The following is a 12,456-nucleotide window of genomic DNA, read 5'->3' as shown; positions in this document are numbered from 1 at the left end:
AGTCAACATGATGAAGCGAATGGTGATGAAAAAGATGGCGCTGGCTGCCCTGGTGCTAGGGACCTTGGGCAACGCGGTCGCCGGACCGGTGGTGACCCAGTGGGGATACAGCGCCGATGCACGTTTCGTAGATAATCGGTTCTCAGGGTCGAGTGGTGAGATTCAGGTCACCGGCAGCGAGTTGTCCTGGGGGAGCGGATCTTATTGTTCCGGTATGGATACTTGGCTTGGGTGTTGGGGCACAACGGTGACGCCTGATTTCCGTAGCCCCAGCACCGACGCCGATCACAACCGCAGCGCCTTGACCATCGGCAATGGCGTGACCAATGACCTGACCGGCGGCGGCCCGGCCGTCGGCTCGGTCGCGACGGTCGTCGACGGCAGCGCTGATGACGCCGCCGAGATCGGCGTCGGCACCAGCCTGACCCACTGGAACAATCGGCTCTCGTCGCGCTACTCGACCCTGGAGTGGGGGCGTGTCGCGACCAGTCTGACCTTGACGCCAGAGCTGCCCGCCAGTGGCGCCAGCGTCGATACCCGGACCCTGGACTTCGAGTTCTTCTTCAAGGAAACGGCGAACCAGGGGACGTGTGCCGGCGACAGCACCAACCCCTGTCCTGATCTGTTCGGGTTGCTCGCCGTGCAGACCCTGGATATCCCCTTCCTCTACGATGGCAACGAGTATCTGGTGAGCCTGCTGCTGCAGGATGCCAGCGGCGGGGTCGCACCGATCGCCACCCTGCACGAGGAGGAGTGCGCCGCGCTCGGGCTGGGCGCCGGGTGTCAGGGCTTTCGCACCGCCGAGGAGCAGGCGACCACCTTCCAGTTCGCCTTCGCGGTCAGCACCGAGGCGCTGTTCCCGCCGGCCGCGGCCCAGCCGGTCCAGTCGGTGCCGTTGCCGGCTCCGCTGGGGCTGATTGGCGGCGGGCTCCTTGCCGCGGGGCTGTCGCGTCGGTTGGGTCGTCGCGGCCGCTAGGGCGTGGCGAAGACCCGGGTCGGGGCTTGTCCTCCCCGATCCGGGTTCGACGATCTCGGCGCGATCGCTGCAGGTGTGCGCCGTTTCAATCAGATGGCGCAGATCGACCGGTTTTGGATCGGGCGCCATCAACAGTCGTTCCGCGTGTCGGCGCTCGCCGGTCCCGACGCCGTCGGGCCGGGGCCGTCGCGTGCTGACACCCGCCCGGGCCTCCTCGGACATGGCTGAGCTGAATCAGCGTCTTGGTCTTCATCGCATGCTCCTGTTGTCACGGACCTCGGTGAGGGAGAGTCGACACCCCTGGTGTGACGTCTCCCCCGTGGCGGCGGCCTGGCGCGCTCGCCTGCCATCGCTGTTCGGACACCCCTGAAAAACAGACAAGCCTGTCTTTTTCCCGCCTGTCATGAGCCCGGTGTCACATGGGAGTGAAGCAGCGCCGTGGCAGCCCGCGGGGTGCGGGCGCGGATCTTGAAAGCCTTGGCGCTATGCGTAAAACAGACGAGTGAAACCCCGGGCTCGATCACGGTTGCGCCAACTCGGGATCAATCGATTGTTGGGCGGGCATCTTCGGTGCCTCCGCGTCCTCCGGACAGTGCGGTCAGACGTTGCACGCGATTGAACACATTTGACAGCATTCGATGAAGTTGCGCTAAACTGCGCCGCCGTGCAGCGAAATTGATCGCTTCTACGCCGTCCTTTCGGTGACGTCGGTGCCGTGTCCCGGTGTGCATCCTTTGCACCCAGACCGCCTTTGGGTATATTGCTGCAAAGCAGCAAGTGCAGCCGAACGATCCTCACCGTTCTGACTCGGTCCACTGAACCGGCCATTCCTGAGGCTAACCAATGCTTCGAAAGATACTGATCGCGAACCGCGGAGAGATTGCGGTGCGTGTCATTCGCGCCTGCGCCGAGATGGGCATCCGCTCGGTGGCAATCTATTCCGAAGCGGATCGCCATTCGCTTCATGTCAAGAAGGCCGACGAGGCCTATAGCCTGGGCAGCGATCCGCTGGCCGGTTATCTCAATGTCCACACCATCGTCAACCTGGCCGTGGCCACCGGCTGCGATGCTATTCATCCCGGCTATGGCTTCCTCTCCGAGAACCCGGAGCTGGCCGCTGCCTGTGCCCGGCGTGGGCTGACCTTCATCGGTCCGAGCGCCGAGGTGATCGCACGGATGGGCGACAAGACCGAGGCCCGTCAGGCGATGATCCGCGCCGGGGTGCCGGTCACGCCCGGCAGTGATGGCAACCTCGCCAACCTCGACGAGGCGCTGGCCTGCGCCGAGCGTGTCGGCTATCCGGTGATGCTCAAGGCCACCTCGGGTGGCGGCGGTCGCGGCATCCGGCGTTGCGATGACGCCGAGGCGCTGCGCCACAACTACCAGCGGGTGATCTCCGAGGCGACCAAGGCCTTTGGCCGTGCCGAGGTCTTCATGGAGAAGTGCGTGGTCAATCCGCGCCACATCGAGGTCCAGGTGCTCGCCGACCATCATGGTCACTGCGTGCATCTGTTCGAGCGCGATTGCTCCATCCAGCGGCGCAATCAGAAGCTGATCGAGATCGCCCCCTCGCCGCAGCTCGACGAGGCCGAACGCCAGTACGTCGGTGGTCTGGCGGTGTTGGCCGCGCGCGCCGTGGGCTATACCAATGCCGGCACGGTCGAGTTCCTCCAGGATAGCGACGGGCGCTTCTACTTCATGGAGATGAACACCCGCATCCAGGTCGAGCACACCATCACCGAGACCATCACCGGCGTCGACCTGGTCGAGGAGCAGATCCGCATCGCCGCCGGGCTGCCGCTGCGCTTCGCCCAACACGAGATCCAGCGCCGCGGCTTCGCCATCCAGTTCCGCGTCAATGCCGAGGACCCGAAGAACAACTTCCTGCCGAGCTTCGGGCGCATCTCGCGTTATTACGCCCCGGGTGGGCCGGGCGTGCGCACCGATGGCGCCATCTACACCGGTTATACCGTCCCGCCCTATTACGATTCGATGCTTGCCAAGGTCATCGTCTGGGCGCTGAACTGGGACGACGTGATCAATCGTGGCGACCGTGCACTGCGCGATACCGGGTTGTTTGGCGTCAAGACGACCATCCCCTTCTACCAGGAGATCCTGCGTCACCCGGATTTCCGCGCCGGAAGCTTCAATACCAGCTTTGTCGAGTCGCATCCCGAGCTGCTCGAATACTCGACCAAGCGTCGAAGCGAGGATGTTGCCGCGGCACTGGCCGCAGCGATCGCCGCACACGCCGGGCTCTAGCCGCCGGGGCGCGGGCGCCGCTGCCCGCGCGATGCTTCAATCCCTCACGGTGCCGGGCAAGCCCCGGCCGAGAACGAGACCATGCCGAAGATCAATATCACCGACGTCATCCTGCGCGATGCCCATCAATCGCTGATCGCCACCCGGATGCGCACCGAGGACATGCTACCGATCTGCCCCAAGCTCGACGCCATCGGGTTCTGGTCGCTCGAGTGCTGGGGCGGGGCGACCTTCGACGCCTGCGTGCGCTTCCTCAAGGAGGACCCCTGGGAGCGATTGAGCCGGTTGCGCGAGGCGCTGCCCAACACCCGGCTGCAGATGTTGCTGCGCGGTCAGAACCTGCTCGGCTACCGTCACTACTCCGACGACGTGGTGCGTGCCTTCGTCACCCGTGCCGCGGCCAACGGCATGGATGTCTTCCGCATCTTCGACGCGCTCAACGATCTGCGTAACCTCAAGACCGCGATCGAGGCGACCAAGGCCGCCGGCAAGCACGCCCAGGGCACCATCTGCTACACCGTCAGCCCGGCGCACGATACCGCGGGCTTCGTGCGCATGGGACGCGAACTGGCCGAGATGGGTTGCGACTCGATCGCCATCAAGGACATGGCCGGGCTGCTCACCCCCTTCGCCACCGCCGAGCTGGTCAAGGCGCTCAAGGACAGCGTCGAGCTGCCGCTGCACCTGCACTCGCACGCCACCTCGGGGCTGGCCGACATGTGCCATCTCAAGGCGATCGAGAACGGCTGCGACACCATCGATACCGCCATCTCGGCCTTCGCCGGCGGCACCTCCCACCCGCCGACCGAGAGCCTGGTGGCGGCGCTGCGCGGCACCGAGTACGACTCCGGGCTGGACCTGGAGGCGATCCAGGAGGTCGGCATCTACTTCCACCAGGTGCGCAAGAAGTACCACCAGTTCGAGAGCGACTTCACCGGGGTCGACACCCGCGTCCAGGTCAACCAGGTGCCGGGCGGGATGATCTCCAACCTCGCCAACCAGCTGCGCGAGCAGAACGCGCTCGATCGCATGGAGGCGGTGCTCGCCGAGATCCCCAAGGTCCGCAAGGATCTCGGCTATCCGCCCCTGGTCACCCCGACCTCGCAGATCGTCGGCACCCAGGCGGTGCTCAACGTGCTCACCGAGAAGCGCTACGAGAGCATCACCAACGAGGTCAAGGGCTATCTCCAGGGACGCTACGGTCAGGCCCCGGCGCCGGTCGACGCCGCGTTGCAGCGTCAGGCGATCGGCAACGCCGAGGCCATCGACTGCCGCCCGGCCGATCTGCTCGAACCCGAGCTGGCGCGGCTGCAGGGCGAGATCGGCGCGCTCGCCGAGGGTGAGGAGGACGTCCTCACCTACGCCATGTTCCCCGAGATCGGTCGCGCCTTCCTCGAGCAGCGCGCCGCCGGCACCCTCCAGCCCGAGCCGCTCGAGCCGCCGCCGAGCGAGACGGCGGCCAACGCCCCGACCGAGTTCAACGTCGCGGTCCACGGCGAGACCTATCACATCAAGGTCACCGGCGCCGGCCACAAGGGGCAGGCCGATCGTCACTTCTACTTCACCATCGACGGTGTGCCCGAGGAAGTGGTGGTCGAGACCCTCGACGAGCTGGTGCTCACCGGCGGTGCCGAGGGTGCGGTGGCGCAGAAGATCGCCGGCAAGCGGCCGCGTCCGAGCGCGCCCGGGCACGTCACCACCTCGATGCCGGGCAACATCGTCGACGTGCTGGTCGCCGAGGGCGACCGGGTCGAGGCCGGTCAGCCGCTGCTGATCACCGAGGCGATGAAGATGGAGACCGAGATCCAGGCGCCGATCGCCGGCACCGTGACCGAGGTCTTCGTCGCCAAGGGTGACTCGGTCAGCCCCGACGAGGTGCTGATCGCGATCGAGGCCTGATCGCGGCGCCGGGCGTCCTCACCAGGGCGCCCGGCCCCGATCGTGGGCCTCGGCGAGTGCCCGTCCGCGCTGCTCGATCACCCCGCGGGCGCCGAACAGCGCGGCGGCGAACAACAGCAGACAGAGCAGGATCGCGCTGTGCAGCCCGAGCAGCCCCTGCACCAGCCCGATGGCGAGCAGCCCGAAGGCCCCGGCGAGCTTGGTCGCCAACCCCCAGAAGCCGAACAGCTCGGCCGCGCGCGAGCGTGGCGCGAACAGCCCCACCAGGGTGCGGGTCGAGGACTGACAGGCGCCGAGACTCAAGCCCGCCACACAACCGACCACCAGAAAGACGTGCTGCGCCTCCCAGTCGAGCCCGAAGCGGCTCTGCGCCTGGCTGGCGATCTCCGGGGTGAGATAGATCAGCGCGATGGCCGCCAGCCACATCCACAGGGTGATGCGATAGGTGCGCAGCGCCCCCAGCCGATCCTGCACGAAGCCAAAGCCCAGCGCCCCGAGCGCGGCGGTGATCTGCACCAGCACGAACATCAGGGTGCGCACCTCGCCGTCCCAGCCGATCACCTGGGCGCCGTAGATGAAGGCGTAGGTGATGATGATCGAGATCCCGCTCATCGAGAAGAACACCGAGACCAGCAGCAGCGCCAGGTCGGGGTGCCCGCGCAGGTGGGCGAGGGTCTGCGCCACCCGACCCAGACCGAGCCGCAACGCGCCCTGGCCGGGCGGCCGCGGTCGCGGCCGCGCGCGCTCGCGCACCCAGAGGAAGGTCGGGATGGCGGCGAGCAGGAAGAACACCGCCGCCCAGGGACCGACCCAGCGGATGCGCTCGAAGTTCTCGGCACTGACCTCGCCGAGCACCAGCAGCACGAAGATCGCCGAGCACATGCCGCCGATATAGCCGAGCGCCCAGCCGAACCCCGAGATCTTGCCGAGGTCCTCGGGCGGGCCCAGCCCGGGCAGGAAGCTTGCGATGAAGGACTCGCCGAGCGAGTAGGCGAGGTTGGAGACGATCAGCAGCACCACCCCCAGCCAGGCAAGCCCCGGGGCGACGAAATAGAGCGCGGCGGTGGCGAGCACGGTGACCAGATAACTGGCGAAGAGAAAGCGCTTCTTGCTCGCGTCATAGTCCATGATCGCCCCGGCCACCGGGGCGCAGACCACCGCCAGCAGATAGCTCGCCGCCAGCGCCAGGCTCCACAGCAGATTACCGATGCGATAGTCCGGCGCGTCCCCGACGATCACCCGGGTGAACAGGTCGCCGAACACCACGGTGATGATCAGCAGCGTATAGGACTGATTGGCGAAGTCGAACATCGCCCAGCCGAACAGCTCGCGCGCGGGTGCGCGCTGGCGGGAGGCGGTCGGGGTGGTGGTCGTCGCGGTCATCGTCGGCCCAATCCTCGGTCTCGGTCGGGGGATTGAACCGCAAAGGCGGGGAGAAAGCGAACGTCGTCAGCGGCCAGCCGCCAGTCGCCAGTCGCCAGCCGCCAGCCGCCAGCCGCCAGCCGCCAGCCGCCAGGAGATTGAACCGGAAAGGCGCGAAGGGTTTTGTCGAATGGGGGAGTGCGCGGCGTGTCCGCCGGGGGGCGGCATCCGGTCTTCGGCTCGCGGCTCAGGCGGGTTGCTGTCTGATCGCGGTTCGGGTCGGGTTTTCGCCGAACGTCAAAAGGTCGACCGCTCTGGGTCTCTTTGTGTGCTTTGCGGCCTCGTGGTTCAAATCGGTCCCCCGCCGCCCTCGTTGAGGGCTGGCGTCCGCTGGCGGCTGGGGGCTGAAGGCTGGCAGCTCCGCTCCGCGGCTTTGTTCTGGTGCGTCATGCACCGTCAATGACATTTTTTGGTTCTCGCGTATTTGCCTATAATCCCCGTGGACATGGCCGCGCGTCCTGGGCGGGTGGTCGACAACTGGGGGAGGACGATGGCAAGCACCGAGACCTTCTACGAGGTGATGCGCCGGCAGGGGATCAGCCGCCGCAGTTTCCTCAAATACTGCAGTCTGACCGCCGCCGCGCTCGGTCTGGCGCCGAGTTATGCCGGGCGCATCGCCGAGGCGATGGAGACCAAGCCGCGCACCCCGGTGCTGTGGCTGCACGGGCTGGAATGCACCTGTTGCACCGAGTCGTTCATCCGCTCGGCCCATCCGCTGGTGCAGGACGTGGTGTTGTCGATGATCTCGCTCGACTACGACGACACCCTGATGGCCGCCGCCGGGCATCAGGCCGAGGCGATCCTGGAGGAGATTCGCGAGCGTTATCGCGGCAACTACATCCTCGCCGTCGAGGGCAACCCGCCGCTGGCCCAGGACGGGATGAGCTGTATCATCGGCGGGCGTCCCTTCCTCGATCAGCTCCAGGAGGTCGCCGCCGACTGCAAGGCGGTGATCGCCTGGGGTTCCTGCGCCTCCTGGGGCTGTGTCCAGGCCGCCCGTCCCAATCCCACCCGCGCCACCCCGGTGCACGAGGTGATCCGCGACAAGCCGGTGATCAAGGTGCCCGGCTGTCCGCCGATCGCCGAGGTGATGACCGGGGTGATCACCTACATGCTCGCCTTCGACCGGTTGCCGCCGCTCGATCGCCAGGGTCGGCCGCTGATGTTCTACGGTCAGCGCATCCACGACAAGTGCTACCGCCGTCCGCACTTCGACGCCGGTCAGTTCGTCGAGTCCTGGGACGACGAGGGCGCGCGCAAGGGCTACTGTCTCTACAAGATGGGCTGCAAGGGCCCGACCACCTACAACGCCTGTTCCACGGTGCGCTGGAACGACGGCGTGTCCTTCCCGATCCAGTCCGGTCACGGCTGCATCGGCTGTTCCGAGCGTGATTTCTGGGACAAGGACAGCTTCTACGAGCATGTCACCGATACCCATGTGTTCGGCATCGAGGCCAACGCCGACCGCGTCGGTCTTGCCGCCGCCGGCACCGTGGGCGCGGCGATCGGGGCGCATGCGGTGGCCAGCGCGCTGCACCGGACCAAACAGCGCGATCAAGCGCAGCACGAGGAGCGTGAAGAATGACGGTGAAGACGCCGAACGGTTATTCCCTCGACGACTCGGGTCGGCGCGTGGTGGTCGATCCGGTCACCCGCATCGAGGGGCACATGCGCTGTGAGGTCAACCTCGACGACGACAACGTGATCCGCAACGCCGTCTCCACCGGCACCATGTGGCGCGGGCTGGAGGTGATCCTGCGCGGGCGTGATCCGCGCGACGCCTGGGCCTTCACCGAACGGATCTGCGGCGTCTGTACCGGGACCCACGCGCTGACCTCGGTGCGCGCGGTGGAGGACGCGCTCGGCATCGCCATCCCCGAGAACGCCAACTCGATCCGCAACATCATGCAGTTGACGCTGCAGGTGCACGACCATCTGGTGCACTTCTATCACCTGCACGCGCTCGACTGGGTCGACGTGGTCTCGGCGCTCGACGCCGATCCGCGCGAGACCTCGCGTCTGGCGCAGTCGATCTCGGCCTGGCCGCTGTCCTCGCCCGGGTATTTCCGCGACGTGCAGAACCGGGTCAAGCGTTTCGTCGAGTCCGGCCAGCTCGGTCCCTTCATGAACGGCTACTGGGGCAATCCGGCCTACAAGCTGCCGCCCGAGGCGAATCTGCTGGCGCTCACCCACTATCTCGAGGCGCTCGATTTCCAGAAGGAGATCGTCAAGATCCACACCGTCTACGGCGGCAAGAACCCGCACCCCAACTGGCTGGTCGGTGGCGTGCCCTGCGCGATCAACGTCGACGGGACCGGTGCGGTGGGCGCGGTCAACATGGAGCGGCTGAACCTGATCTCCTCGATCATCGACCGCACCATCGAGTTCATCGATCAGGTCTATGTCCCCGATCTGATCGCCATCGCCGGTTTCTACAAGGACTGGACCTATGGCGGCGGGCTGAGCAGCCAGGCGGTATTGTCCTACGGCGACATCCCCGAGCACGCCAACGACGACTCGGCGGAGAACCAGCTGCTGCCGCGCGGGGCGATCATCAACGGTCGCTTCGACGAGATCCACGACGTCGACCTGCGCGACCCCGATGAGATCCAGGAGTTCGTCGATCACGCCTGGTTCAGCTATCCCGATGAGTCGCGCGGACTCCACCCCTGGGACGGCATCACCGAGCCCAACTTCACCCTCGGTCCCAACACCAAGGGGACGCGTACCCGCATCGAGCAGATCGACGAGCGCGCCAAGTACAGCTGGATCAAGGCCCCGCGCTGGCGCGGGCACGCCATGGAGGTCGGGCCGCTGGCGCGCTGGACCATCGGCTACGCCAAGGGCATCCCGGAATTCAAGGAGCCGGTCGACAAGCTGCTGACCGATCTCGGGCTGCCGTTCGATGCGCTGTTCTCGACCCTCGGACGGACCGCCGCGCGCGGACTCGAGGCCTCCTGGGCAGCGCACAAGCTGCGCCACTTCCAGGACAAGCTGATGGCCGCGATCGCCGCCGGCGACACCACCACCGCCAACGTCGAGCGCTGGGAGCCCTCGACCTGGCCGAAGCGCGCCAAGGGCGTGGGCACCAGCGAGGCGCCGCGCGGCGCGTTGGGTCACTGGGTGGTGATCGACTCGGGCAAGATCGAGAACTATCAGGCGGTGGTGCCGACCACCTGGAACGGCTCGCCACGCGATCCCGCCGGCAACATCGGCGCCTTCGAGGCGGCGTTGCTCAACACCCCGGTGGCGCGCGCCGACGAACCGTTGGAGATCCTGCGCACCCTGCACAGCTTCGATCCCTGTCTGGCCTGCTCGACCCATGTCATGGGGCCCGGCGGCGAGGAGCTGACCCGGGTCAAGGTCCGCTGAGGGCGTGCGCTCAGCCCCACCACCCAACAATGCGGAGGTTGCAGCCATGTTGCCAGACGTCCCCACGGTCAAGCAGACGGCGGTCTATGTCTATCAGGCCCCGGTGCGGGTGTGGCACTGGGTCAACGCGCTCTCGATCCTGGTGCTCGCCGTCACCGGCTATCTGATCGGCGCGCCGCCGCCGACCCTCTCGGGGGAGGCGAGCGCGCACTATCTGATGGGTGATATCCGCTTCCTGCACTTCGCCGCGGCCTATGTGTTCGCCGTCGGCTTCCTGTTCAGGATCTACTGGGCGCTGGTCGGCAACGCCTACTCGCGCCAGCTCTTCAGCCTGCCGTTCTGGCGTCGGCGCTTCTGGCGCGAGCTGGTGCACGAGCTGCGCTGGTACGCCTTTCTCGAGCGCGAGCCGTGCAAGTACATCGGCCACAACCCGCTGGCGCACCTGTTCATGGTCGCCATCATCACCGTCGGCGGGCTGGTGATGATCGTCACCGGCTTCGCCCTCTATGCCGAGCAGACCGGTCTCGGTTCCTGGCAGGACGAGCTGTTCGGCTGGGTCATCCCCTGGGTCGGGCAGAGTCAGGACGTGCGCATGTGGCACCATTGGGGGATGTGGGTGATCGTGGTGTTCGTGATGCTCCACGTCTATACCGCCATCCGCGAGGACATCATGTCGCGCCAGAGCCTGATCAGCACCATGATCAGCGGCTGGCGGATGTTCAAGGACGACCGGCCATGAGCGCGCCCGCAGCACCTCCGCGTACCCTGCTGCTCGGTATCGGCAACCTGCTGTGGGCCGACGAGGGCTTCGGCGTGCGGGTGGTCGAGCACATTGCCCGGCACTGCCGGTTCGGCCCCGAGGTGCGGCTGCTCGATGGCGGCACCCAGGGGATCTATCTGGTCGATCAGGTGCGCTGGGCCGAGCTGCTGGTGATCTTCGATGCGGTCGACTACGGGCTGGCGCCGGGCACGCTCAAGCTGGTCGAGGGCGAGGCGGTGCCGCGTTTTCTCGGCGCGCGCAAGATGAGTCTGCACCAGACCGGGTTCCAGGAGGTGCTGGCGCTCGCCGCGCTGCTCGGCGACGTCCCCGAACGGATGCTGCTCGTCGGCGTCCAGCCCGCCGAGCTGGAGGACTTCGGCGGCAGTCTCACCCCTGGGGTGCGGGCGATGATCGAGCCGGCGGTGGCCGCCGCGCGCGACTGGCTCGCGCCCCATGGGGTCGAATGGACGGCGCTGGCGCAGCCCTCGGAGCCGGGCGCGCTCGCCGACCTGCCGCATGGCGCGCTGGCGCTGGGGCGCTATGAACAGGAGCGTCCGAGCGTCGAGCAGGCCTGTCGCAGCGGCGATGCGCGGGTGCTCGAACGGCTGCGTGAGGACTGAGCCATGTGCATCGGCGTACCGATGGAGGTGATCGAGAGCGGTCCGTGCTGGGCCTGGTGTGTCGATGGCGAGCGGCGCTTGCGGGTCGACATGCGTCTGGTCGGCGAACAGCCGCCGGGGACCTGGGTGCTGGTCTTTCTGGAGAGCGCTCGCGAGGTGATGGACGCCGGCGAGGCGCAGCGGGTGCGTGATGCGCTGTTGGCGATGCGTCTGGCGCTCGACGGCGAGTCGGTCGATCATCTGTTCGCCGATCTGATCGAGCGCGAACCCCAGCTCCCCGAGCACCTGCGCGCCAAGGACTGAGTCCCCGGAGACCCTGATGCAACCGACCATCCCCCCGATCCTGCTGGGGCCCGGCAGTCATGCCGACGAGGCCGATCTCGCCACCCCGATCGGCGTGCCCATGTCGGCGCCGATGCAGACCTATGTGCCGCCTGTCTCGATCGACTCGCCCGGTGGTGTCGCCGAGCAGGAGGCGTTGCGTTGTCTCGACGCGCTGCGGGCGCTGCTCGAGCGTCCCGTGCCCCAGGGGCTGGTGCTCGATTTCTCCAGTTCGAACGCGCGTGCGTTGGTTGCCCAGGCGCTCGGGCGGGGCGAGGTCGAGGTGGCCTGTGCCCACCGGCCCGAGTTCAGTGTCCGCGAGACCCGGCTGACCGGGGTCTGGTGGGTCGTCGATGAGCGAGGGGAGCGGTTGGAGGTGGCACCGATCCCGGCCTGCGTGTCACGGATCGCCGCCGCGGTGGCCGCTGAGCGGCTGCGCGAGGTCGATGACTGGGGGGCGGCGCTGGGCGCACGTGCGGTCTGCGCCGAGTTGAGCGCGGCGCACGACGGCTGGTGTCCGGGGGATGTCCCGCGGGTGATCAATCTCAGTCTCTCGCCGCGTGGTCCGGCCGACCCGCCGATGCTCGAACAGGTGCTCGGGCGTGGTCCGGTGGCGATCCTGTCGCGTGGTTACGGCAGTTGCCGGATCGAGTCGACGCGGCTGCGCCACTGTTGGTGGGTCGGCCATTTCAACCCCGAGGGCCGGGCGGTGCTCGAGACCCTGGAGCTTGCCGAGGTGCCGAGCGCCGCGCTGGCGACCGCCGAGGACATCGCCGACGCCGCACCGCGACTGGACGAGATCCTCGCCGCCTTGCGCTGAGCCG

The 12,456-nt window shown here is 67.3% G+C and carries 10 protein-coding genes; 9 read left to right on the top strand and 1 reads right to left on the bottom strand.

Features of this window, described 5'->3' with window-relative positions:
- Positions 1–7: 7 nt before the first annotated feature.
- From ACAM26_RS14090 to oadA, 3 genes are all read left to right on the top strand, one after another.
- Positions 8–976 (top strand): THxN family PEP-CTERM protein, encoded by a 969-nt coding sequence (locus ACAM26_RS14090; RefSeq protein ID WP_148040316.1) that lies wholly within the window; start codon positions 8–10, stop codon positions 974–976.
- An 843-nt stretch (positions 977–1,819) separates the two neighbouring features.
- Positions 1,820–3,238 (top strand): acetyl-CoA carboxylase biotin carboxylase subunit, encoded by a 1,419-nt coding sequence (locus tag ACAM26_RS14085; RefSeq protein ID WP_123141615.1) that lies wholly within the window; start codon positions 1,820–1,822, stop codon positions 3,236–3,238.
- Between the two features lie 81 nt (positions 3,239–3,319).
- Positions 3,320–5,137 carry a sodium-extruding oxaloacetate decarboxylase subunit alpha gene (oadA, locus tag ACAM26_RS14080; protein ID WP_123141616.1) on the top strand — a complete coding sequence of 606 codons (1,818 nt, stop codon included), beginning with the start codon at positions 3,320–3,322 and terminating at the stop codon, positions 5,135–5,137.
- 18 nt (positions 5,138–5,155) lie between these two features.
- Here the strand turns inward: oadA and ACAM26_RS14075 are convergent, their stop codons facing one another.
- Complete coding sequence (locus ACAM26_RS14075; protein WP_132229745.1) at positions 5,156–6,520, bottom strand: MFS transporter; 1,365 nt, start codon at positions 6,518–6,520, stop codon at positions 5,156–5,158.
- A 529-nt stretch (positions 6,521–7,049) separates the two neighbouring features.
- Here ACAM26_RS14075 and ACAM26_RS14070 point away from each other — a divergent pair.
- The 6 genes from ACAM26_RS14070 to ACAM26_RS14045 are packed head-to-tail and all read left to right on the top strand — an operon-like array spanning position 7,050 to position 12,452.
- Positions 7,050–8,144: a hydrogenase small subunit gene (locus ACAM26_RS14070; RefSeq protein ID WP_062277457.1), complete on the top strand. Its 1,095-nt coding sequence runs from the start codon at positions 7,050–7,052 to the stop codon at positions 8,142–8,144.
- The gene (locus ACAM26_RS14065; protein ID WP_123141619.1) at positions 8,141–9,931 is read left to right on the top strand and encodes a nickel-dependent hydrogenase large subunit; all 1,791 of its coding nucleotides are present in this window, start codon (positions 8,141–8,143) and stop codon (positions 9,929–9,931) included. Before ACAM26_RS14070 ends, ACAM26_RS14065 begins: the two co-directional genes overlap by 4 nt.
- Positions 9,932–9,977: 46 nt before the next feature.
- On the top strand, positions 9,978–10,670 hold the full coding sequence (cybH, locus tag ACAM26_RS14060) for a Ni/Fe-hydrogenase, b-type cytochrome subunit (RefSeq protein WP_123141620.1): 693 nt from the start codon (positions 9,978–9,980) through the stop codon (positions 10,668–10,670).
- Positions 10,667–11,311 (top strand): HyaD/HybD family hydrogenase maturation endopeptidase, encoded by a 645-nt coding sequence (locus ACAM26_RS14055; RefSeq protein WP_369613926.1) that lies wholly within the window; start codon positions 10,667–10,669, stop codon positions 11,309–11,311. Before cybH ends, ACAM26_RS14055 begins: the two co-directional genes overlap by 4 nt.
- 3 nt (positions 11,312–11,314) lie before the next feature.
- Entirely contained in the window at positions 11,315–11,614 is a 300-nt protein-coding gene (locus ACAM26_RS14050) for a HypC/HybG/HupF family hydrogenase formation chaperone (protein WP_123141622.1), read from the top strand.
- 16 nt (positions 11,615–11,630) lie between these two features.
- Positions 11,631–12,452 carry a hydrogenase expression/formation protein gene (locus ACAM26_RS14045; protein WP_369613925.1) on the top strand — a complete coding sequence of 274 codons (822 nt, stop codon included), beginning with the start codon at positions 11,631–11,633 and terminating at the stop codon, positions 12,450–12,452.
- The last annotated feature ends 4 nt before the right edge of the window (positions 12,453–12,456 follow it).

This window comes from Marichromatium sp. PS1, assembly GCF_041155115.1.
Lineage (GTDB): Bacteria > Pseudomonadota > Gammaproteobacteria > Chromatiales > Chromatiaceae > Marichromatium > Marichromatium gracile.
This window is presented reverse-complemented; position numbering and strand designations above follow the sequence as displayed.